Here is a 23,789-nt window from a genome sequence, read left to right as displayed (position 1 = left end):
CCATTATTTGGAGATATCTTTATTAACTGACATATAAGGTTTCATCAGTTTGATCGCCGGCTGATTCGTGACGAAGTTATCCGGGTAATAACCAAAATTGTTCACTCCTTGCTGTTGCAGCAATTTAATCCAATCGACCAGCTCTTTGGCATCGATCGGTTTTTGGGTTCGCCAGTTGACCGCTTGAAATTCAAACAACACTTTATTCGGATTCACATCCAGCGTTTTAACCCGCTGAATTAATTCCTTGAACCAATCGTAAGCCTGAGCTTTGGAAATAGGCTGTTCGTTTTCCATATACGGCATCGCCATAATGGCGGTGGTATCGTAGTGTTTGGTGAATTCCACAAAATTCTGCGCAAACCAGGCTTCCGCTTCCGGCTCGGTAATCAACGAGGCGTAAATATTCCGCGCGGTTTTCAGGTTTTCTCTGCCGTTCCAGAAATAAGGCACCAAGGCTTCTTTCAGTTCATCGGTAAATCGGATCAAATCCGCCGTTTTGGAATGACCGTTCAGATCCGCACGGCTGTCGGCCGGTTTGCCTTCAAAGTCGGTCAAAAAGGCGTCATCATGGAAAAGGATGCCGTTGAATTTGGCATAAAAGGCAAGATCCTGATAAATCGATTTAATCACTTCTTTGTTTTGCCGGTTATAAGGTGACAGTCGCAGATAATGCGAATCGGACGGGCGATTCGTTCTTGAATCCGTCACATATTGATAGCTGTTGTTCGATTGACGTAAATCGAACGCCAGCACCGGCATCCAGGCATAAACTTTCACGCCGGTGCGGGTGCTTAGCTGCCAGGCGACGCGGCTGAATAAATCCGCTTTGACCGGCAGGTATTTATTCGGAAAATATAATGCGTCGGCGACTCCGTTGCCGTCCTGATCGGCAAAGGCTTGTAAATAAACGGTGGTGACGCCGTAGTTATGAATGCGTTCGATTAAATCGTCAAAGTTCTTTTGCTGTTGCACCGGATTCGGATCGTAAAGGTAATCCAGATCAACATGCACCACCCGTTGAATCGGGTTATCCTGTTCTTTGTTTTCCAGATATTCCGCGATCGTCGTGATATCGGTTTCCGCATCCAGTAATAAACGACCTACATATCGATCGCCGGCACGGTTGATTTTCTTACTGTTTAACGAAAAGTAATGGGTAAAGCCGTTGCGTGCGGCGATATTTACCGCCGTTTCGTTAAACTGCCCGTACGGCCAGACCATCACGCGCGGCGCTTTGCCCGCGCCGGTTCGGATTGCATCGGCCGAGCTGGCAAAGTCATGTTGTAAACGGGATTGGTATTGTGCTTCGGTTTCGTATTTGCCGTTTTGATAAGCAGGGGCGATAACCGCCGGCAAAGAACTGCCCGCCGGATTCGCTTTAACCCCGTGGTGCAGATCATTAGTGTGCGAGGCGATTTCCACTAAACCGCTACGCTGCATTTCCATAATTTGCCGCCAGTCGGTAAAGGCCGAGCGGGCGAGTTTGGCATCGCCGTATTGAATGGTCGAATTGGCGGGCGCATTAATCCAACCGGTTACCGGAGCAAAAACCGCTGCGTAATGATAGGCTTGTAATAACGGATAAATAACGCTGTACATGGTTTCATAGCCGTCATCAAAACTGAGCAATACCGCTTTGTCCGGTAACTCGCCGCGGCCTTCTTCCGCATCAATGATTTGCTGCCAGCTGACGACGTTGTAACCGTTGGTTTTCAACCAGTTAAAATGTTCGATCAGCATGGTGGCAGGAATGGTTTGCGGCAAATAATATTTGTCTTTTTGAGCCGCACTTTCGTCTATCACGGAATGATAAGCCAGTACGCCGTATTCGTTATTTTTGGCCTGTACGCCGAAAATGATAAACGACAGGCAGATGATGATAGTTGCTTGATAAAGTTTTTGTAAAAACATTGTTCTCAGTTCCCGTCAATTAGAAATAAATAGAAAAATTCAGATTGGCAAAATTGTTAAATTCCGCATTGCCGTCATAAATATTTTTCTTACGTCCGATTTCGTAAGTTATGCCGGCCTTTTTGCCGATCCGCCATTCGTGCCCGTAGCTCACCGACCAGGAATTTTCACTTGCTTCGTCACTTTGATTAAAGTGGCCGACACTGCCTTTGAGATGATGAGTGAGAATCAGCGCGTAATTCATCGGCTGCAAATAACTCAGATCCGCACCGAACTCAATGTTGCGGCTGTGAGACGGGTTGTAATAGGCGGCGGAGGAGATGTCGTCGTTTTTTTGATAGTCGAAACGCAGACTGTTATTGAGTTCCCAGCGATCGTGTTTAAAACTTTCAACATTCGCCCAGAAAAATGCGGAACGACGCAGGTTATCGTCGTCGAATTTCATTACATTAACTCCGCCGCTCATTTGCAGGCGGTCGCTGTAGGTATAATTTGCGGCAAAGCCGATATCTTTGCTGTAAACCGCCTGATTAATGGCTTTTAACGGCGTTTCGCTGCCGTTTGAATTGCCGTTGAGGGTGAAAGCCCAGCTGTCATTCAAGGTATAAGCGATATTGGCGGAAAAATAGGCTTTATCGTTGAGCTTAATGCCTTTACCCGCTTCCAGATTGAGTGTGAAAGGTTAAAAATTAACGATACCACCGGCGCCGATGCGTTGCTGTTTCAGGTTTTTCTCGCGGGTCGGCGAGTTGTTAGCCAGATAATGCACATAAGCCTGATGACCGTTTTGGCTTTTGCCGGAATAAAGATAATATTCCTGACTGACTTCGTTACTCTGATTATCCTGCGGGAAGGTTTTATGCTGAATACCGAAAGATGCGGTAAATTTCGGCGCACTTAACAGGGCATAACGTTCAAGCAGACTGGTCGAGTCTTCTTTGTCCTGCGGCGATAATTGCGCGATGATTTCACTGGCGCCTTGCCAGTCTCCGCGGTCAAGCAGGATATTGGCGCGTAAGGCTTGGTAACTTTTTTGATCCTGCGGGCGTAAAAAGCGGGAGGCTTTTTTCGCTAAGATAAGGGCGTCGTCATAGCGGTAACGCGAACGCTCCAGTTCACTGAGTGCCATCATTGTCCAGGGATCGCCTGGCGTTTTTGTGGTCAGGCGATCGGTGAGCAGCTCGACGGCTTCAGCGGTATTGCCGCGCCAGTGAGTTAAATTCACGCGGGCAAAGAATAACGTGTCGTAGTTATTATTGACAATCCGGTATTTACGCGTGTAATCATTGATGAAAAGCGGCTCATTGATTTGATCTAAATAATCCTGCGCCAAGGTAAAATAACCGGCATCGCTTGATGCGTTGACCAGTTTATATAATAAGTCGCTGCGTACTTTTTGATTATTTTGTCGTTCCTGCTGCGCCAGTTTTTGATAAATCTCCAATGCCTTAAAAGGCGAACCGGTACGCAGCAGCGCATCGGCGTAGGCCTCATCCACATAGGCCGGCAACGGTTTTCCGGCTGCCGATAACGTCGCATAATCGGCAAATACTTGTTCGGAGTTATGCAACCGTTGCGCTATCACTAGACGATCCTGTAATGCCTGCTGATAAAGTGCGGTGGTTTTTTCTTGTGTTTCCAGCACTTTCGTTAATTGAGCATAGGATTGATTCAGCTGGGATTTTGATGCGGCGTTGCCACGGCTTACATTAAGCGCACCGGCATGATCCTGCCAGGCGCGATCCTTATCACTGAATAAATCGGGATAGTCGGCAGTGAGCTGGCTTTGCAGCGGATAGATACGGTATTTGGCGGCAAGCCGATAGAGCCTTAAGGCCAGATCTTTGTTATCCGGCTGCGTGGCCAGCGCTTTTTGCCAGCGCCCTAGTTTGCTGATATCCGCCTCGGTGTGATCGGCAAGGTAATCGGCCGCATCCCGGTAGCCGGCATCCTGACCGAATTGCTTGCTGTATAAGCGCAGATAATGTTGCGCCTCCTGATATTTGCCTGATTCCGTGGCAACCAGCGCACTGCCCAATAAACCGTTCGGATTGGACGGATATTGTTGGCGCAGCTGCGAATAAAAGTTATACGATAATTGAAATTGTTTTTCATTTCTTGCCGCACGCGCCAGATTTTCCAGCTCATTGGCGGAAAAGGTATTGATATTGCAGTGCGGGCAGACATTCAGCACTTGTTTAAAATCGCCTTTCCGCATGAGCAGCGCGATTAGATCATCGCGCACTTTATTATTCCGCGTGTCGGTATAAAGCTGCGTCAGCTGCGTGATGGCGCGGTTCAGTTGTTCATCCCCCTGTCGGGATAAAATAACGCTCTCTTCACGCTGTTTGTCAATGCGGGATAAGGACGCAGCCGGTGCGTCCGGCGCATGAAATAACGTTAGACAGGATAGGGTTAATAAACTGTGTTTAAAATTAAATTTGTTCATAATGTACGAATAAATAAAATGGTTATAAAAGCTTATAAGTGTATTAATAAGAATTTGAAATAGAATTCAGATTCTTATTCCCTTAATAAATAAAACCGTTTTATATGACAAAAGCGTTAAATAGCTTTGTATCGGCGGTCTGATATCAATATAGTTTTAATATGTTAATACTTAATTCTATTAATGACTGACTGGTATCAGCTGTGTTTGATTAATTTTTGGTTAAGATTTAAATTGAGATTGTTCGATTAAAATACGCTTAAATCGTGTAGTGCTATTTTATCGTCAAGTTTTGGTGATTTTGTAATCGTATGTAAAGCTGTGTAAGATTGCAGAAAAGATATGTTGGTTAAATGTTTTTATTTTGTTAAAAATATATTGCAAATGGAGTGTATATTTCATACTTTTTGGATATAATAACCTTGTTCTATTTACGGTTTATTTTTAATCTCGTCAATCCAATCAGTTATGATGTTTTAATGGAGTTTTCCTATTATTTTTTAGCGGAGTAGTCAGAAAGAGGTAGATGAATAAATTCGGCTGAAAACGGTCTATTATTTTAATTTAACCGCTTTGAATGAGTTAATAATAATGACGCCCGTTTATTTTTGCTTTTATTTATATTATCAACTTGCCTTCGGATTCAATATTTGTTTTTTATAAGGGCGGTTTTGAGCCTGATGTAATATAATTCTGTAATCGTTTGGTTAAAAATAAATATGCCGACGAAAAAAACGGCCGGAATAAATCGACGGCCGTTTTGTATTTGTGCATTACGTTGTTCGGCGGAGGTTAGTCCTCGTCTTTTTCCCATTCCAGCGCACGTTTTACCGCTTTTTTCCAGCCTTTGTAACGGCGTGTCCGTTTTTCTTCGTTACCGTCCGGGATAAAGGTTTTTTCCACTTCCGCTTTATTGCGCAACTCGTCCAGATCTTTCCAGAATCCGGTTGCCAGACCGGCAAGGTAGGCGGCGCCCAGTGCGGTGACTTCTTTCACGACCGGACGTTCTACCTGAGTGGCTAAAATATCTGCTTGGAACTGCATAAGGAAATTATTGGCCGTGGCACCGCCGTCAACCCGCAGGGATTGCAGTTTTGCACCGGAATCGGATTGCATTGCTTCCAGTACGTCACGGGTTTGGTAAGCGATGGATTCCAGTGTGGCGCGGACAATATGGTTACGGTTGGCGCCGCGCGATAAGCCTAAAATTGCGCCGCGCGCATAAGGATCCCAGTAAGGGGCGCCTAAACCGGTGAAAGCCGGCACCACATAAACGCCGTTGCAATCCGGCACTTTCTGGGCAAAATATTCGCTGTCATAGCTGTCATGCACGATTTTGAGTTCATCGCGCAGCCACTGAATTGACGCGCCGCCCATAAAGATCGAACCTTCTAAGGCGTAGGCCGGTTCGCCTTTGGCGTTACAGGCGATGGTGGTTAACAGACCGTTTTTCGATTGTACTGCTTTGTCGCCGGTGTGCATTAACATAAAGCAGCCCGTACCGTAGGTATTTTTCGCCTGTCCGGCTTTCACGCACAGATGACCGTATAGCGCGGCCTGCTGGTCACCGGCAATCCCCGCCACCGGAATACGCACGCCGCCCTTACCGCCGATATTGGTTTGACCGTAGATCTCGGACGAATTACGCACTTCAGGTAGCATAGAGCGCGGAATATTCAGGATGTCCAGCATTTTGTCATCCCATTGTTTGGTATGAATATTAAACAGCATAGTTCGCGATGCGTTGGTGTAATCCGTAACATGTACGCGCCCCTGCGTCAGCTTCCAGACCAGCCAGGTATCCACCGTACCGAACAGCAATTCGCCGCGTTCGGCTTTTTCTCTTGCGCCTTCCACATTATCCAGAATCCATTTCACTTTGGTACCGGAGAAATACGGATCCACCACCAGACCGGTGGTTTTACGGATATAGTCTTCATGGCCGTCGGCTTTCAGTTTATCGGTAATATCCGCGGTGCGCCGGCACTGCCATACGATAGCGTTATACACCGGTTTGCCGGTTTCTTTTTCCCACACGATAGTGGTTTCGCGCTGATTAGTGATCCCGATGGCGGCAATCGTATCGGACGAAATCCCGGCTTTGGCGACCACTTCGTTCAGGGTCGAGCTTTGCGTCGCCCAGATTTCCATCGGATTATGCTCCACCCAGCCGGCCTGCGGATAAATTTGAGTGAATTCACGTTGTGCGATTTCGACTACGTTGGCGTCATGATCGAGCAATACGGCTCTTGAGCTGGTTGTGCCCTGATCTAACGCGATAATATATTTTTTCTCTGTCATAACGAATTCCTCTGTGTGATTTTACTGCTATTACGGATAATCTCCCCAAATCGCACCTTAATCCTTCATTTAAGAGTTAATTGAATTTTGAGCTAAAACGAACAAATTACCGGCACAATTTAATCAAAAACACTCAATATGAAAATAAGCAAAATTAAAATATTTGAACTCGCTCAAAAAATTTTGTCATTCGGCACGCAATAATTTGATCCGCTTCACACTATTTTGTGTCGTACGATATAGTTAAGCAGTGTAATTATATCAACAGGTTAATCCGCACAGGCGGCAAAAAAATGTGACTTGTCTAGCAAATTAATAAAAAACCTTACTAATCCTATTGAATTAATTTTTTTTGCTTCGATAATGCTCATTGCACCGCGAAGAGAGTTAAAAAACATATTATTTTGGATGAAAACGAACAATTACATTTGCCTCGTCCCGTTAGGATGAAGCTATATCTGAACTATATATTAATAAAGGAGATTCTCTTATGAACGCGTATCTTGCCGAATTTCTGGGCACCGCCTTACTCGTGTTAATGGGTAACGGCGTGGTGGCGAATGTTTGTCTGAATAAAACCAAGGGCAACAGTTCGGGCTGGATTGTGATTACGACGGCCTGGGCGTTCGCCGTCTATGTGGCGGTAGTGGCGACCGGCCCGTACAGCGGCGCACATTTAAATCCGGCGGTCACGCTCGGCTTGGCGATGCACGGCAGTTTCGAATGGGCTATGGTACCGGGCTATATTGCCGCGCAAATTGCAGGCGGCATATTAGGCGGATTTGTGGTTTATGTATTTTATATCGATCATTTCGCCGCAACAGCGGAGGAAGGGGCTAAACGCGCCTGTTTCTGTACCGAACCGGCCATTCGCCGTTATCCGAGTAACCTGTTCAGCGAAATCGTCGGTACCGTCGTGCTGGTGTCGGTGATTTTCTATATTACCGCCGGCTCTATCAGCTTACCGGGTACGGAAATGGAAACCCCAATCGGTTTAGGATCAATCGGCGCGTTGCCGGTGGCGATTCTGGTGTGGGCGATCGGTTTGAGTCTGGGCGGCACCACCGGTTATGCCATTAACCCTGCCCGTGACCTCGGCCCGCGTATTGCATTGGCATTGTTAAGCAAAAAATTGAATGCTTCTCCGGATTGGGGCTATGCCTGGGTGCCGGTTGTCGGCCCTTGCATTGGTGCCGCTGTTGCCGCGCTCGGGTACAGTTTAGTGATGGCATAAGATTAGCGCTAAAGTGCGGTCATTTTCGGCACGGTTTTCTGCCATAAAAAAGGCTTCGTAATGAAGCCTTTTTGTTATGGGCGCGATTATTTTTTCGCTCTTAAGAATTGCACGCCGGTATCCGGGAAGTCGGTGAACACACCGCTGGCGCCGGCATGATTGAACAGGGCGTCATACATTTGATTGACATCGCTGAAAAACGGCGGCAAGGCGTCTTTGCGTACCGTATAAGGATGCAGTTCCAGCGCGGAGGCGGCCAGTTCGCTCACTAACGGCGTATATTTTATCGCCCCGGCTTTGGAGGCTTTTTCGTCGATCAGCATATACCAGCCGGGGCCTACGCCGTCGGCATATTTTGCCACTTCTGCCATGGCGCCGGGTTTAAACATCCAATCATAATCATAATTCACCCATTGCCCCTGGGCATTTTTTTCTTCGGTTTCGTGCCAATCGGTATAGGCGATAAGCTGTACCAGTTTAATATCCATGCCCAATTGCGGCAGCAGCTCGCCTTTGATGCGTTTTAATTCGTTGAAATCAAAGGTTTGCAGATACACCGGGGCGGATTTTTGCGTATAACCGTATTTTTTCAGCACTTTCAGCGCGGCCAGCGCAATATCTTTGCCTTCCTGATGATGCAGCCAAGGCGCTTTGATTTCCGGATAGATACCGATTTTTTTGCCGCTGGATTTTTCTAAGCCCTGAATAAATTCGATTTCATCTTCAAAGGTATGAATTTTGAAATGGGATTGCCACATCGGGAAGCGGTTCGGATAAATTTGTACCTGTTTGCCCTGTTCGGTTTTGAAATTTTCCGTCATATTCAGCGACTGAATTTCTTTTAAGGTAAAATCCATCACATAATAACGCCCGTCCGCGCGATGACGGTGCGGGAATTTCTGCGCCACATCGGTTAATCCGTCGAGAAAGTGATCATGAATCACCACCAGATGATTATCTTTGGTCATCACCAGATCCTGTTCCAGATAATCGGCCTGTTGTCCGAAGGCCAGCGCCTTGCTTTCCAGCGTATGTTCGGGTAAATACCCGCTGGCACCGCGGTGGGCGATAATTAATTTGTCCTGATGCGATGCCGTTTGGGCGCTACCTGAGGTGTGGCAGGCGGTCAACAGTGACAGCGCAATCAGGCCGGCGAGCAGTTTTAATTTCATAGTGTTCTCCTTTATCAATGAGTAGATGATTAGAAAGTGCGGTCGAAAATGGCGGAGTTTTCGGCTGGCTATTTTCGACCGGTTAAAGAAAAAGGAAGAACGCTGCCGTTCTTCCTTTTGTCATGCGATGATTATTTGCCGTAGTGATCGCTGAGTTTGGCTTTATGTTTGCTTTCTTCCAGCATGGTGATAAACATCAGCAGAATCGCCATTACGCCGCCGGCAATCATGACATAGAAGCCGCCGTCCCAGCCGTAGTATTCCGCCGCCCAGCCGACGACCGCCGAGGCCGAAACCGTACCGCCCAGATAACCGAACAGACCGGTGAAGCCGGCGGAAGTACCCGCTGCTTTTTTCGGCGCCAGCTCAAGGGCGTGCAGGCCGATAAGCATCACCGGGCCGTAAATTAAGAAGCCGATCGTCGTCATTAAAACGAAGTCGGTTAACTGATACGGATTTTCATACCAGGCTTTGCCGGCATATTGTGCAAGTTCTGCTTCCGGTGTGGCCGGGTTCAGCCATAAGGCGACCACGGCGGCGGTAGTCAGAATCATAAAGATAAAACCGGTTAAGCCGCGTTTGCCTTTAAACAGCTTATCGGAGACCCAACCGCATAACAGCGTACCCGGTACCGCCGCCAGCTCATAAATGGTGTAGGCCCAGGCGGTGCCTTTAATATTAAAGTGCTTCACTTCGCCCAAATACACCGGTGACCATTTCAGCACGCCGTAACGAATCAGGTAAACGAAAACGTTGGCGATGGCGATATACCATAACAATTTGTTTTTTAACACATAAGTCACAAAAATTTCTTTTGTGCTCAGATTGTGTTCGTAGGTTTTTTCGTTGTAGTCGTCCGGATAATCGTTGCGCCATTTCTCAATCGGCGGCAGCCCGCAGGATTGCGGCGTATCTTTCATTACGAAATACACCGGAACGGCACACAGCATCGCCGCAATACCCGGATAATACAGCGCCTGCTGCCATACGTCTTTGGCGGTGGCTTCCACACCGGTATTGCCGAAATAAATCGCGCCGGCGAGTAATACCATCAGCCCCGGCATCATACCGCCGACATTATGCGCACAGTTCCAGATAGACACGATAGTACCGCGTTCCGATTTTGACCACCAGTGTACCATGGTGCGTCCGCACGGCGGCCAGCCCATGCCCTGAAACCAACCGTTCAGGAAGATCATAATGAACATCACGGCAATACCGGAGGTCGCCCAAGGCATTAAGCCCATCATGGTCATACATAAGCCGGACAGCAGCAGACCGCAGGGTAAAAACACTTTCGGGTTGGAACGGTCGGAAATACTGGCCATCACGAATTTAGACAACCCGTAGGCCAGACCGGCACCGGTACCGATGATACCGAGTTCCGCCTTGTTATACAGACCGGCTTCGATTAAGCCTTTTTGCGCCAAATCGAAATTGGCGCGCACAAAATAATAAGCGGCATAGCCGAAAAAGATTCCCATAAATACCTGCCAGCGTAAACGGCGGTAGGTCGGGTCGATTTTTTCCTTGGGTAACTCCGCAATATAAGGCGCGGGTTTAAATGGGCCAAACATAGAATCCTCCAAAATATCGTTTTTTTATAACAAATGTTCCTTTGCGAACATTAGGCAGGCAATCATAGCGGAAAACGGAAAAGGAAAAATTTTATTTGCTTTATATTGTGATATACCTCACAAAATATTTTTCTTACGCCGATACACAGAAAAAATAAAGTGATCTTTATCACATTATTTTATATAAAATCGCTCATATTATTTTCTAAAACGAACATTTAGACTATGATATTGATTATTTAAACGCACAGCGGTTTATTTATTTTTTCAATTCATGTGGGGGAGAAGCGATGCCTATATCACCTCAGATTTATCATCAGTCCACGGATTTTTCACCGGTCAATACGGACGTTATTATTATCGGCGGCGGCGTGACCGGCGCGGGAATCGCCCGCGACTGCGCACTGCGCGGGCTGAACTGCGTGCTGCTGGAACGGCGCGATATCGCCACCGGTGCGACCGGACGTAACCACGGTTTGCTGCACAGCGGCGCGCGCTATGCGGTCAATGATCAGGAATCGGCGCGCGAATGTATTCAGGAAAATCTGATCCTGAAACGCATTGCCCGCCATTGTATCGAAGATACCAAAGGATTATTCATCACCCTGCCTGAAGACGATATGGCGTTCCAGAAAACCTTTATCGATGCCTGTACTTCGTCGGGTATTGAAGCCGTCGCCATTGATCCCGCGCTGGCAAGACGGATGGAACCTTCCGTTAATCCCGAACTGGTCGGGGCGGTGGTGGTGCCGGACGGTTCGGTGGATCCGTTTCGGCTGACCGCGGCGAACATGCTGGATGCCGGCGAACACGGCGCGAAAATTTTTACCTATTGCGAAGTCACCGGTTTGATCCGCGAAGGCGGTCGGGTTATCGGTACGCAGGTTTATGATCATAAAAATAAAACGGCGCGACAGTTTTTTGCGCCTATCGTGGTAAATGCCGGCGGTATCTGGGGACAGGGCATCGCCGAATACGCCGAGCTGAAAATCCGCATGTTCCCGGCGAAAGGGGCGCTGCTGATTATGGGGCACCGCATTAACAATCTGGTGATTAACCGCTGCCGCAAGCCGGCGGATGCCGATATTCTGGTGCCGGGCGATACCATTTGTGTGATTGGCACCACCTCCAGCCGCATTCCTTATGATCAAATCGATAATATGGTGGTGACGCCGGAAGAAGTGGATATTTTATTCCGCGAAGGCGAAAAACTGGCGCCGAGTCTGCGTCATACCCGTGTGCTGCGCGCTTATGCCGGCGTGCGGCCGCTGGTTGCGACGGACGATGATCCGTCCGGGCGGAATGTCAGCCGCGGCATTGTATTGCTTGATCATGCGGAACGCGACGGACTGGACGGGTTTATCACCATTACCGGCGGGAAGCTGATGACTTACCGGCTGATGGCCGAGTGGGCGACGGATTTAGTGTGTAAAAAACTGAATAAATCGGCCTCCTGCGTGACGGCGCATCAACCGCTGCCGGGCTCGGACAGCAGCACGGAAGAGGCGCATCGCCAGACGATTTCCCTGCCGGCGCCGATCCGCATTTCCGCGGTGTACCGCCACGGTCGGCGAGCAACCCGTTTACTGGAAAAAGAGCGGTTGGATTGTTCGCTGGTTTGCGAATGTGAAGCGGTAACCGCGGGCGAAGTGCGTTATGCGGTGGACGAGCTGAAAGTGAATAATCTGGTGGATTTACGCCGCCGCACCCGTGTCGGTATGGGCACCTGTCAGGCGGAGTTATGCGCCTGTCGGGCGGCGGGGCTGATGTCGCGTTTTAACGTGGCCACACCGCGTCAATCCACGCTGCAACTGGCTTCTTTTATGGAGGAGCGCTGGCGCGGCATTGAGCCGATAGCTTGGGGCGATGCCATCCGCGAGGCGGAATTTACCAGCTGGATTTATTATAGCCTGTTAGGGCTGAATGATGTGCAACCGCTTGCGGAGCAAGCGCAACAGGGGACGGACAGCAATGAAGTTTGATGTAGCGATTATCGGCGGCGGACTGGCGGGATTGACTTGCGGCATTGCGCTGCAACAACAGGGCAAACGTTGTGTGATGATTAATAACGGGCAGGCGGCGATTGATTTTTCTTCCGGCTCAATGGATTTGCTCAGCCGTTTGCCCGACGGTAAACCGGTCGATGACTTGGCATCCGGTTATGATGGGCTGGCGCAACAATTGCCGCAGCATCCTTACTGTGTGCTGGGAAAAGAAAATGTATTGGCGGCCGCCCGCCGCTTTGAACAACTGGCGCAATCCGTCGGGCTGGAGCTGCTCGGCTCGAGCGAAAGAAATCATCTGCGCGTCACGCCGCTGGGCGGTTTGCGCGGGACTTGGCTGTCGTGCGCAAGCGTGCCGCTGTTAAATGATGGGGAAAGTGTTTTCCCTCATACTCGGATCGCCGTGTTGGGCATTGTCGGTTATCATGATTTTCAACCGCGCCTGCTGGCGGATAATCTGGTGCAGAATCCGGCCTTTTCCCATTGCAGCGTGACGACCGCGTATTTGAATATTCCCGAATTGGATCAGTTACGCAGCGAGGCACGGGAGTTTCGCAGCGTGAATATTTCGCAGTTGCTGGAACATGAACTGGCATTCCGGGATCTGGTGCAGGAAATCCGCAATGCGGCGGGGGATGCACAGGCGGTGTTCCTGCCGGCCTGTTTCGGCATTGAAAACGCCGCGTTTTTTAACCGCTTAAAACAGGCGACCGGGCTGAATCTGTACGAACTGCCGACCTTGCCGCCTTCTTTGCTGGGTATTCGCCAGCATAAAGCGCTGCGCTATCATTTTGAACAGGCGGGCGGTTTAATGTTAAACGGCGATAAAGCGCTGAGCGCCGAATTTGACGGTGAGCGGATAAGCCGGATTTATACCCGTCTGCACCGGGACGATGCGCTGTCGGCCGATCATTTTGTGCTGGCCTCCGGCAGCTTTTTCAGTAACGGGCTGGTATCCGATTTCGAGCATATTTATGAACCGGTGTTTAACGCGGATATTATCGGTACCGGCGCCTTTGAGCCGGCTGCCCGCCTGTCCTGGACGCGAAACCGCTTTGCCGCGCCGCAGCCTTATCAATCGGCCGGTGTGGTGATCGATGCGAATTGCCGGGTGAGAAAGTGCGGTCGGTTTTTGCCGAATTTATATGCGGCGGGCAATGTGATCGGCGGCTATAACGGGCTTGAGCTCGGCTGTGCGTCGGGCGTATCGGTGGTGACTGCGCTGGTCGCCGCCGAACATATTGCTGCGGCGCAACAGTAGGGGGGAGTGATGAATATTCAGGAATTAATTGAAAGCGCCGGACAAAATACCGCGGCACCGCTTTCGCATCCGGGCATCGACCGCAGTTTCGAAAGCTGTATTAAATGCACCGCCTGTACCGCGGTTTGCCCGGTTTCGCGGCAGAACCCGTTTTATCCGGGGCCGAAACAGGCCGGGCCGGACGGCGAACGTTTGCGCCTGAAAAGCGCCGAGTTATATGATGAAGCGCTGAAATACTGCACCAACTGCAAGCGCTGCGAAGTGGCCTGTCCGTCCGATGTCAAAATCGGGGATATTATTGTGCGGGCGCGCAATAGTCATTTAGATCGGCAGCATAAACCGTTAATGCATAAATTACGCGATGCGGTGCTGAGCAATACCGATCTGATGGGGACGATGAATACGCCGCTGGCGCCGATAGTCAATGCCGTTACCGGTTTGAAAGCCACCCGTTTTGTGCTGGAAAAAACCTTAAATATCAGTCAGCACCGCAGTTTGCCGAAATATTCTTTCGGCTCGTTCCGGCAGTGGTACCGCAAACAGGCGCTGGAACGGCAGCGTTATTACCGGGAAAAAGTGGTGTATTACCACGGCTGTTACGTCAATTATAATAATCCGCAGCTGGGCAAAGATCTGATCCGGGTGCTGAATGCCATGGACATCGGCGTGTTATTGCTGGAAAAAGAAAAATGCTGCGGTCTGCCGCTGATGGTGAACGGTTTTCCGCAACGGGCGAAAAAGCAGGCCGAATTTAATCTGGCGCAGCTGGAAAAAGCGGTGATCGAGCGCGAATTGGAGGTTATCGGTACCTCATCCAGCTGTACCATGAATCTGCGCGACGAATATCGTCATATTCTGGGCATGGACAATGCGAAAGTCCGTTCCCATGTGAATATCGTGACCCGTTATCTTTACCGCTTATTTAATGCGGGAAAACAACCGCAGTTTAAATCCATGCCGCTGAAAATCGCTTATCATACCGCCTGTCATGTGGATAAAGCCGGCTGGGCGCCTTATACGCTGGAGGTGCTGAAGCATATTCCGGATCTGGAGATCGTTATGCTGCCGTCGCAATGTTGTGGCATTGCGGGCACTTACGGGTTCAAGGCGGAAAATTATGAGGTGGCGCAGGCTATCGGCAATACGTTGTTTGAAAATATCGAACGCGGCGGCTTCGATTATGTGATCTCCGAATGTGAAACCTGCAAATGGCAGATTGATATGTCCACCAACACCACTTGCCTACATCCGATCACGTTGCTGGCGATGGCGCTGCAATAAAATCCGCGGCGAACAAAGCGCGTAAACCGACGGTTGCGCGCTTTATATCAGCCGTTATTGACAAATATGCAGTTTGACATTGCTGCTGCGGATCAGCTCCTGAATCGATTGCGGCGGCTGGCTGTCGGTAAATAAATACTCCACTTCGCTGATCGATCCGAGGCGCACCATGGCGCGGCGGGAAAATTTGGAATGATCCGTCACCAACAGCGTATTGCGCGAGCTTTCGATAATCGCCCGTTTAACCTGCACTTCATGATAATCATAATCCAGCAGCGAGCCGTCCGTATCAATGCTGCTGATTCCTAAGATACCGAAATCCAGACGAAATTGCGAAATAAACGCCATAGTGGCTTCGCCGATGATTCCGCCGTCCTGACGCAGCGAGCCGCCCGCCATGGTGATATCAAAGGTTTTATTCTGCATAAGAATATAGGCGGCGTTCAGATTGTTGGTGACGATCCGCAGATTCTGATGCGTCAGCAGGGCGCTTGCCACTGCTTCCGGCGTGGTGCCGATGTCAATAAATAATGACGCGTGGTTGGGAATAATTTTCGCCACTTCCTGTGCGATAAGCTGTTTTTCTGATGAAAAAAACTGCTTGCGTTCGTTGTAATCGCTGTTTTCCGAGCTGGAAGGCGAAGTGGCGCCGCCGTGGTGCCGGGTGATGACATTATTTTGCGCCAGCTCGTTTAAATCCCGGCGAATGGTTTGCGGACTGACACCGAGTAAGTTGACCAGTTCTTCGGTACTTAAATAGCCGCGTTGTTTGACCAATTCAATGATTTTTTTATGCCGAATAGATTGTTTCATTGCCTGTCCTTAACTGTAAAAATGCCAGATACTTTAGCGCATTTTTAACCTGAAATCATCTGCGGGCGCTGGATTTTGCCGCAAAAAAACCGAACAGGCAGCCGACCGCCAATCCGCTGATATGCGCCGTGTTGCCCATTTGAATACCGATTAACGGCGCCATAAAGCCGACGGCGATCCCTACCAGCAGCATATTAAAGAAACCCTGCGGAAGGTCAAAGCGCCGGCGGGCGCCGAATTTATCCGCGACAAACACATAGCCCAGCACCGCATACACCACGCCGGATAAACCGAAAAATGCAGGGCCGGACGCCAGGTTTTGCGCCATGCCGCTAAGCAGGGCGGAAACCAGATAAAGCACGATCAGTGTTCGGCTGCCGCAAACCCGTTCGATGGCGCCGCCGAAAATCCACCACCACACCAGATTAAACAGAATATGCAGCGGAGAAAGATGCACCAGACTGTGCGTAACATAACGCCAAAGCTGCACATCTTCATCCGGATAAGCGGGATAATGGGCGAATTCCAGCACCTCATCGTTAAACCCGCTAAGTTGCAGCAGATAAATCAGCAGACAAAGTGCGGTCAGAAATACGGTAAATTTGCCGTTGCGCAACAAGCTCCGCCCTAATCCGGCAAGGTTCGGCGGCCTGTTGCCGGTTTGGACGGCGGACGGGCGAATATCGCCGTTCTGCCAGCTTGCCTGTTCGTAGCGCTCGTTGAAGGGCTCGCGCAGAAAGCGTTGTTGTTCCTGTTTGATTTCTGCCATCTGCGGGTGGTCTTCGGCAATAAACACGCCGTACAGCAGCGTGCCGGTGTCGTCGGTGATTTGCTTTAATTCGAGTTCAACCTGATAACGGCTGCGAATATAATCCCGAAAACGCAACGCTAAAGACGGGATTTCGCTACCAAATAAATACTGCATTTGTTATATTCCTGTTTTCCATCATGTGTGCTTATTTTAACTAAACGGATATTAAAATGAAAAAACAAAATATGCCGAACGGATTCAGCGCGTTTTCTTGGGCGCTGGCGGGGTTTTGCCTGCCGATACTGTTATGGCCGCTGGCGTTGCTGATTTCACCGAATTTATTAAAAAATCCCGCCCTGACCGATTTGCAGGCAGCCGCCATGTCGGTTTTTCTGTGGCTGTATCCTGTTGTGCTCGGCGTGGCGGCAAGAGTGATTTACCGCCTGCACCAGCGTGATCCGTCGCAGGGTAAACGGTGGTTGGCTGTTAGTGCGGCGGTTTTTTATCTGGTTTTATGCTATGTGGCGCTGACCGGCTTTCATTAAAATTAACCGTGGCAAGACGCAAACCGTGAAGCATAAAAAACGCCCCTGTGCAGGTACAGCGGGCGTTTTAAGTAGGTTAAAAGTGCGGTGGTTTTTTTACCCGTTTTTATACCGCTTAGCGGTGTTTGTGATGCGCCCGCTCAACATGCGGAACGCGTGCTTCATGGCGCGGGCCGTGGCCCCGTGCCAGCCCCGGATGAACGTCTCGCGCGGCGCGCGGATGCGGACGAAAATCACGCGGCTTGCGATCTCTGTCGTATTTATTAGCGTTCCACTGGCTGCCGATAACGCCGCCAAGGGCTGCACCGGCGACGGTGGAAACCACATCGTTACCGATAACGGCACCGGCCGCACCGCCTAATAACGCGCCGACGGCGGTATCTTTCTGCTGGCGCTCCAGCGCCATTGCACCGGTTGACACGGATGTTGCGACTACCACGATAGCTAAGCTTTTTACAATTAATGATTTCATCACTGCGCTCCTTAATTAGATTTAGCTTCAAACTGTGTTACAGTTGTAACATCAATGGTTCGGTATTGTAATGGGCGAATCATGCCAGTCAAGATTATCGCTAAAAACTGAAACATAAACCGGGAATCTGTAACAGTATGAAAAAAACATTGAACTTTGTGGTCAAAGAGAGCATCACGGAAGCGCTGCTGCGGTTAATGAGCAAAAAGGACTTTGATCATATCAGTATCAGCGAGATCACCAAGCTGGCGGGTGTGAGCCGCATTTCCTTTTACCGCAATTTCGATTCCAAAGAAGATATTTTACTGAAAGCCATGTTTGAACGGTCAATGAGCGCCTTCGGCAGCCAGAAAACGGAAAGTATTCAGGATAAATTAATAGCCATGTTCGTGAGTATTAACAGCATTCACGAGATTATTGACCTGCTGTATGCCCAGAACCTGACTCATTTATTTCTGCGTTATTTTCAATGGGCGATTGGCCCGAAAGCGCAAGACGATAATCCCACCGCGTACCGCAAATCCATTGCCACCGGCGTGTGTTTCGGCGCGCTGGACGAATGGATCCGCCGCGGCCGGCAGGAAACGCCGGCGCAAATGGCGCAGCTGCTGCAAAATGTGATGCGCATGTTTTTCGATGAACAGTATCAATCCATGGCGATAAGCGAAAGCCCTGCCGCCGGCGACGGACAAAATACCGCGTGATAAGCGAAAAAATATCCTCCGCGTTTTCCCGCACTTTTTCAGTATGCCGTCTCGATCGGCAATTCCGCTCGTGTCCAGCCGGCAAACCCGCCGATAACGCTATATACCTTGTCATATCCCTGTTGGGCTAAAAATGCGGCGACATTGCGGCTGCTGACACCATGGTAACAGCTGACGATAATCGGCCGCGCGTAATCCGTCTGTTGCTGAAAGTCGGCGTAAGTTCGCTCGGTTAAATGAAAGGCGCCCTGCGGATGGCTGTACAGAAAACGCCGCTGATCTCGAATATCCACTAACATCGCATTGTCTTCGCGCAGCATTTGCCAGGCCTGTTGCGGGGTAATATCGGTAAACTGTGCCATCGTTAAAGGTTAAAAAATTGTTAATTTGAATGGCGGCAATATAACATTCTTCGCCGGACGGGTAAATATCATAGCGGCTGAAGGCGCGGGGAATTCATGATTATCTTATTTTTTAATGTAAAATAATTAATGCAATTGTTTCTCATTTGTGCTAGATTTTCCCACTTAACAGGACAGGTTTGTATGGTTTACGGGAGTTTTTAGCCTCTATGAAAAAACTTATTTTATTCGTTTTATTAGCGGCGCTAGGCGGTCTCGCCTTTCTTTTTGTCGGTGACGGCAAGTCTGAGGCCGATAAAAGTGCGGTGAAAAATTCATCGTTTTCTCAGCCGCAGAAAGGGTTGATCATCGTTACGCCGTGGGAAATTACGGCAACGGATCCGAGCAAATCCGGTTATATTTTTCAGCGTCTGCAACTGGCGGAAACGCTGGTGGAAACCGACGGGCAAGGGCGCTTGCAGCCTGCGCTGGCGGAAAGCTGGCAGGCGAACGATAAGGCCGATGAATGGACGTTTAAACTGCGGCCGGCGGTAAAATTTCATGACGGCTCGTTGCTGAAAGCGGAAAACGTGGTGCAAAGCCTACAGGCGGCGCTTGACAAACCGACGCCGCTGAAAAATACGCTGATTAAAACCATCAGCGCGCAAGGCGATGATACGGTGCATATTACGCTGGCAAAACCGCTGGCGGCTTTTCCCGCTTATTTAGCCCATTATTCGACGATGATTCTGGCCAAATCGGCGTTTGACGCGCAAAACAATGTCCAACAAATTGTGGCAACGGGGCCTTACCGGGTGGTGAAGATCGAACCGCCGCAGAAAATCGAGCAGGTTGCCTTTGCCGATTACTGGGGAGAAAACGCGAAAATCCGTCAGGTGACGTATCTGGCGAACAGCCGCAGCGAAACCCGCACGTTATTGGCGCAAAGCGAACCGAATTCTCTGGTATTCAATCTTGATCCCGCCAGCGTAAGCCGCCTGCAGCAGGATCCGAATCTACGGCTGAAATTCAAATCCATCGCCCGAACCATTCAGTTTAAAGTCAATGCGGCAAATCCGCTGTTTGCCGATGCGGCGGTGCGCCGGGCGTTGAGCGACGCTATCGACCGTCAGGGCATCGCCCAATCCGTGCTGCGGATTGATAACGGCGCGGCACAGCAGCTTTTTCCGCCGGCATTTGCCGATTGGCGTTTGCCGCTGGACGCCGAACGGCCGGATTATGCGGCGATTAAAGCCCGTTTGACGGCATTGGGCTATCAGACCGATGAACAGGGCATGCTGGTTAAAGACGGTAAGCCGTTTAAATTTACGCTGCGGACGTTTTCCGATCGTCCTGAACTGCCGGTTATCGCCACCGCGCTGCAGAATCAATGGCGTCAGATCGGCATTGATGTGGCGGTGTCGGTGGGGAATTTTTCCGACATTCCGGCCGGCCATCAGGACGGTTCGCTGGAAATGGGGCTGTATGCGCGCAACTATGCCCTGGTGCCGGATCCGATCGGCGCTTTATTGCAGGATTTTGCACCGCAGGGCGGCGATTGGGGCGTGATGAACTGGCAGGACGAACGCCTGAATCAGGCTTTAGCGCAGCTGGAAAAGAGTGTGGATGCGCAGGAACAGCGGCAGTTGAAACAACAGATCGCCGAGATTATTTATCAGCAGCGCCCGATAACGCCGGTGGTTTATTATCAGCAGAATGCGGCGGCGCACACAGCGCTTCAGGGGCTGGAAATCGATCCTTTCGAGCGCAGTTTCGGTCTGAATAAATTATCTTGGCAGGAATAAGGATCCGTCGTGCTGAATATGATTGCGAAACGTTTAGGGCAGATTTTACTGGTGATTTGGTCGGTGGGGACGCTGACCTTTTTACTGACCCGCAGTCTGCCGGGGGATATGGCATACCGCATTGCCGCCAGCCGCTACGGCTATGATCAAACCGACGGTGCGGCGGCGGAGCTGGTGCGCGCCGAGCTGGGGCTGGATCAAAGCTGGTGGCAGAGCTATGTGCATTGGCTGACCGATCTGGTGCAGCTGAAACTGGGTAATTCACTGGTCAGCGGGGAGGCGGTATGGCATGAAATCGCCCATCAGTTCGGGCATACGCTGGCATTGGCGCTGGTTGCGCTGTTGTTTGCGCTGCTTATCGGCCCGCCTTTGGGATTGCTGGCGGCGTGGAAGCCGAACGGTCTGTTTGACCGTTTCACCTTGCTGCTCAGCACCCTGCTGCGTTCCGTGCCGGCGTTTATTATCGGCATCGGCTTAATCACCCTGTTTGCGGTGCGGTTAAAATGGCTGCCCGCCGCGGGTTACGGCAGCGGGCAGTATTTTATTCTGCCGGCGCTGACGCTGGCGCTCGGACTTAGTGCGGTGTCTATTCGGGTCAGCCGGCATGCGCTGGTGGAGGTGATGAATACCGATTATTATCAGTTTTCCCGTCTGAAGGGCTTAACCGACATGCGCAGTTTTCTGCGCCACGGCCTGCGCAATGTGGCCATTCCGGTGCTGGCGTATCATTCCGTGCAGTTGGTTTATTTGATTGAAGGCGTGGTGATTGTGGAAAGCCTGTTTGCCTGGCCGGGCAGCGGTCATGCGCTGGTGCATGCGGTGATTGCGCGCGATGTGCCGATGATTCAGGGCACCTGTCTGATTATGGGCGGTATTTTTGTGTTGTTGAATATGCTGGTGGATATGTTAAGCGCGGTGATTGATCCGCGGGTGACGGTTCACGGAGGGCTGCGCGGATGAAACAATCCTTTTCCTGCGCGCAAAAGTGCGGTGCATTTTTATTGATTTTATTACTGGCCTTCGCCTATTTACAGCCCTGCTATTATCCGATGGACGAGGCGTTGCAGAATCTGAACAAAACGTTGCAAAAACCGACCGCACTTTACTGGCTGGGTACCGATCATCTGGGGCGCGATATGCTGGCAAGACTGGCGTCGGCCGTGCGGTTGTCTTTTTCGCTGATTGTGATGTCGGTCGGCGGTTCCCTGTTTTTCGGTTTGTTGTTCGGCGTGATGGCCGGCATGCTGGGCGGCTGGACGGATCGCCTGTTCAGCTTTCTGTGCAATATGATTATGGCGCTGCCCGGTTTGCTGTTCGTGTTGCTGTTTGCCGCGCTGGCGCCCGGTTCGTTCTGGTCGTTGTACCTGGGCATTGCGCTGGTGATGTGGGTCGAATTTTTCCGCGTTATCCGCGCCATGACGCAAACCGTCGCCGGCAGCAATGAAATTCAGTCTTCCTATCTGATGGATATGGGATTCTGGTATTGTTTCAAACGTCACCTGTTTCCGAAACTGGCGCCGGTGGTGCTGACTTTAAGCGCTTTTTCCGCCGCGAATGCGGTGCTGGCGCTGGCGACGCTGGGCTTTATTAATGTCGGACTGCGTCCGCCGATACCGGAACTGGGGCTGATGATGACGGAGCTGTTTCCTTATTATTATGAAGCGCCTTATATTTTCATGCTGCCGATTATCGTGGTGTTTTTACTGGTGCTGAGTTTTCAGTTAATGTCGGGGAGAGTGAAATAATGACGTTACTTATTCAGACCGAACAGCTCAGCGTGCGCACTAAAAACGGCGTGACTTTAGTCGAACCGATCAGTTTGCAGCTGCCGGCCGGCACCAATCTGACCATTCTGGGCGAGACCGGATCGGGCAAAAGTCTGTTGGCGCAGGCCATTATGGGCGCTTTGCCGGATGCGCTGGTGGCCGAGGGGCAAGTATTGATTGAAGGTAACGCTTTAAGCTGCCGTCAGCGCCGCCGATATTGGGGCAAACAGCTGGCAATGCTGGCGCAGGAACCGAGCCGCTCATTGGATCCGACCATGACGGTGTTTAATCAGATCTGGGAAAGTCTGTATTTCGTCGCGGCGGACAGCCTTGCCGAGGCGCGACAAAAAACACGGCAAAAACTGACCGCACTTGGGCTGGAAAAAGGTGAAAAATCCTATCCGCACCAATTATCCGGCGGTATGGCGCAGCGCGCCGCCTTTGCGGCCGCCACCGCCGGCGGCGCGTATATGATGATTGCCGACGAACCGACCAAAGGGCTGGATGAGGCCAACAAACAAAGCGTCATCGACTTATTGCGGCACATTGCCCGGCAGGGCGGCGCGCTGCTGACCATCACTCATGATATTGACGTGGCGGAGCAGCTGGGCGGGCAGATTATGGTGATGAAAAAAGGGCAGCTGCTGGAACAAGGAGCGGCCGAACAGGTGCTGGGCGCACCGCGTTCGGATTATGCCCGTCAGTTGATTGCCAGCGCACCGCACAACTGGCCGCAGCAGGAAAAAGTGCAATTAATGACGCCGCCGCTGCTGCATGTGCAGGATTTGGCGTTAGCGCGCGGTAAACGGGAATTGTTTGAAGAACTGAGTTTTACCTTGCGCCGCGGCGAAGTGCTTGGGCTGGTGGGCGACAGCGGCATCGGCAAAAGCTCGCTGGGTGATGCGCTGTGCGGTGTGCTGGCGCCGGAATTCGGGCGCATCCGCTGGCAGGCAAACGTAGCGCGCCGGCAGGTGCTGAAACTCTATCAGGATCCACCGTCGGCATTTGCGCCGCATATTCCGCTGCAAGTGTTGCTGGATGATGTGATCGATAAACATCAGTTGGATCGCAGCCGGCTTCCTCAGCTGTTGCGGCAGCTTAAACTTGAGCCGCAATTGTTGCAACGGACGGCGGAAAATGTCTCCGGCGGTGAGCTGCAACGGGTGGCGATTTTACGCGCGCTGCTGTTTGACCCCGTGTTGCTGTTTGCCGATGAAGTCACCTCGCGGCTGGATCCCATCACCCAGAAAGACACGCTGGATTTGCTGACCGCACAATGTGCCTGTCTGCAATGCGCGTTGGTGATCGTCAGCCACGACCGGCATGTAATTGCGCATTATTGTCATCGGATTATCGATTTAAATCAGTTTGTTAAAGAAATTTAACCGAATTTACAGTAA

At 50.6% G+C, this 23,789-nt stretch carries 18 protein-coding genes and 1 pseudogene; 10 read left to right on the top strand and 9 right to left on the bottom strand.

Annotation, left to right across the window (positions count from 1 at the left end):
- Positions 1-3: 3 nt before the first annotated feature.
- The 3 genes and pseudogenes from pgaB to glpK all read right to left on the bottom strand — a co-directional run bounded on the left by pgaB (position 4) and on the right by glpK (position 6,664).
- Positions 4-1,914: a poly-beta-1,6-N-acetyl-D-glucosamine N-deacetylase PgaB gene (gene pgaB / locus ACESOH_RS01385; protein WP_373099197.1), complete on the bottom strand. Its 1,911-nt coding sequence runs from the start codon at positions 1,912-1,914 to the stop codon at positions 4-6.
- Positions 1,915-1,933: 19 nt separating this feature from the next.
- Positions 1,934-4,363: pseudogene (pgaA, locus tag ACESOH_RS01375) on the bottom strand (poly-beta-1,6 N-acetyl-D-glucosamine export porin PgaA).
- A gap of 792 nt (positions 4,364-5,155) precedes the next feature.
- Positions 5,156-6,664: a glycerol kinase GlpK gene (gene glpK, locus ACESOH_RS01370; protein ID WP_032092440.1), complete on the bottom strand. Its 1,509-nt coding sequence runs from the start codon at positions 6,662-6,664 to the stop codon at positions 5,156-5,158.
- Positions 6,665-7,154: 490 nt separating this feature from the next.
- Here glpK and ACESOH_RS01365 point away from each other — a divergent pair, with 490 nt between their 5' ends.
- Entirely contained in the window at positions 7,155-7,898 is a 744-nt protein-coding gene (locus tag ACESOH_RS01365; protein WP_032092441.1) for an MIP/aquaporin family protein, read from the top strand.
- Between the two features lie 86 nt (positions 7,899-7,984).
- Here the strand turns inward: ACESOH_RS01365 and glpQ are convergent, their stop codons facing one another.
- Complete coding sequence (gene glpQ, locus ACESOH_RS01360) at positions 7,985-9,070, bottom strand: glycerophosphodiester phosphodiesterase (RefSeq protein WP_032092442.1); 1,086 nt, start codon at positions 9,068-9,070, stop codon at positions 7,985-7,987.
- 131 nt (positions 9,071-9,201) lie between these two features.
- Entirely contained in the window at positions 9,202-10,647 is a 1,446-nt protein-coding gene (gene glpT, locus ACESOH_RS01355; RefSeq protein WP_373099192.1) for a glycerol-3-phosphate transporter, read from the bottom strand.
- 290 nt (positions 10,648-10,937) lie between these two features.
- Here glpT and glpA point away from each other — a divergent pair, with 290 nt between their 5' ends.
- Genes glpA through glpC form a run of 3 tightly spaced genes read left to right on the top strand, consistent with a single transcriptional unit; the run spans position 10,938 to position 15,192 of the window.
- Positions 10,938-12,629: an anaerobic glycerol-3-phosphate dehydrogenase subunit A gene (glpA, locus tag ACESOH_RS01350; RefSeq protein ID WP_032092444.1), complete on the top strand. Its 1,692-nt coding sequence runs from the start codon at positions 10,938-10,940 to the stop codon at positions 12,627-12,629.
- On the top strand, positions 12,619-13,911 hold the full coding sequence (gene glpB, locus ACESOH_RS01345; protein WP_373099190.1) for a glycerol-3-phosphate dehydrogenase subunit GlpB: 1,293 nt from the start codon (positions 12,619-12,621) through the stop codon (positions 13,909-13,911). The genes glpA and glpB overlap by 11 nt, the downstream gene beginning before the upstream one ends.
- 9 nt (positions 13,912-13,920) lie before the next feature.
- Positions 13,921-15,192 (top strand): anaerobic glycerol-3-phosphate dehydrogenase subunit GlpC, encoded by a 1,272-nt coding sequence (glpC, locus tag ACESOH_RS01340; protein WP_373099188.1) that lies wholly within the window; start codon positions 13,921-13,923, stop codon positions 15,190-15,192.
- 54 nt (positions 15,193-15,246) lie between these two features.
- Here glpC and ACESOH_RS01335 read toward each other — a convergent pair whose 3' ends face one another.
- Both ACESOH_RS01335 and ACESOH_RS01330 read right to left on the bottom strand, forming a co-directional pair.
- Entirely contained in the window at positions 15,247-16,005 is a 759-nt protein-coding gene (locus tag ACESOH_RS01335) for a DeoR/GlpR family transcriptional regulator (protein ID WP_373099186.1), read from the bottom strand.
- A 55-nt stretch (positions 16,006-16,060) separates the two neighbouring features.
- Entirely contained in the window at positions 16,061-16,930 is an 870-nt protein-coding gene (locus tag ACESOH_RS01330; RefSeq protein ID WP_373099184.1) for a rhomboid family intramembrane serine protease, read from the bottom strand.
- Positions 16,931-16,986: 56 nt separating this feature from the next.
- On the opposite strand from ACESOH_RS01330, the gene ACESOH_RS01325 reads away from it, so the two are divergent.
- Positions 16,987-17,301, top strand: a complete 315-nt coding sequence (locus ACESOH_RS01325; RefSeq protein ID WP_373099183.1) for a DUF5389 domain-containing protein — start codon at positions 16,987-16,989, stop codon at positions 17,299-17,301.
- Positions 17,302-17,416: 115 nt separating this feature from the next.
- Here ACESOH_RS01325 and ACESOH_RS01320 read toward each other — a convergent pair whose 3' ends face one another.
- Positions 17,417-17,773, bottom strand: coding sequence for a glycine zipper 2TM domain-containing protein (locus ACESOH_RS01320; RefSeq protein WP_373099181.1), 357 nt, complete (start codon positions 17,771-17,773; stop codon positions 17,417-17,419).
- 137 nt (positions 17,774-17,910) lie between these two features.
- Here ACESOH_RS01320 and ACESOH_RS01315 point away from each other — a divergent pair, with 137 nt between their 5' ends.
- Positions 17,911-18,477 (top strand): TetR/AcrR family transcriptional regulator, encoded by a 567-nt coding sequence (locus ACESOH_RS01315; RefSeq protein WP_373099180.1) that lies wholly within the window; start codon positions 17,911-17,913, stop codon positions 18,475-18,477.
- A gap of 38 nt (positions 18,478-18,515) precedes the next feature.
- Here the strand turns inward: ACESOH_RS01315 and glpE are convergent, their stop codons facing one another.
- Positions 18,516-18,839: a thiosulfate sulfurtransferase GlpE gene (gene glpE / locus ACESOH_RS01310; protein WP_373099179.1), complete on the bottom strand. Its 324-nt coding sequence runs from the start codon at positions 18,837-18,839 to the stop codon at positions 18,516-18,518.
- A 209-nt stretch (positions 18,840-19,048) separates the two neighbouring features.
- On the opposite strand from glpE, the gene ACESOH_RS01305 reads away from it, so the two are divergent.
- The 4 genes from ACESOH_RS01305 to ACESOH_RS01290 are packed head-to-tail and all read left to right on the top strand — an operon-like array spanning position 19,049 to position 23,774.
- Positions 19,049-20,623: an ABC transporter substrate-binding protein gene (locus ACESOH_RS01305; protein WP_373099178.1), complete on the top strand. Its 1,575-nt coding sequence runs from the start codon at positions 19,049-19,051 to the stop codon at positions 20,621-20,623.
- Positions 20,624-20,641: 18 nt separating this feature from the next.
- Entirely contained in the window at positions 20,642-21,583 is a 942-nt protein-coding gene (locus ACESOH_RS01300) for an ABC transporter permease (RefSeq protein WP_373099850.1), read from the top strand.
- Positions 21,580-22,368 carry an ABC transporter permease gene (locus ACESOH_RS01295; RefSeq protein WP_032092453.1) on the top strand — a complete coding sequence of 263 codons (789 nt, stop codon included), beginning with the start codon at positions 21,580-21,582 and terminating at the stop codon, positions 22,366-22,368. Before ACESOH_RS01300 ends, ACESOH_RS01295 begins: the two co-directional genes overlap by 4 nt.
- A complete protein-coding gene (locus ACESOH_RS01290) occupies positions 22,368-23,774 on the top strand; it encodes an ABC transporter ATP-binding protein (protein WP_373099175.1) in 1,407 nt (468 codons plus the stop codon). Before ACESOH_RS01295 ends, ACESOH_RS01290 begins: the two co-directional genes overlap by 1 nt.
- Positions 23,775-23,789: the final 15 nt, after the last annotated feature.

Source organism: Necropsobacter rosorum, from assembly GCF_964241405.1.
In the GTDB taxonomy this organism is placed as follows: Bacteria; Pseudomonadota; Gammaproteobacteria; order Enterobacterales; family Pasteurellaceae; genus Necropsobacter; species Necropsobacter rosorum.
The sequence above is the reverse complement of the archived record's forward strand: the minus strand, read 5'-3'. Positions and strand labels throughout refer to the sequence as shown.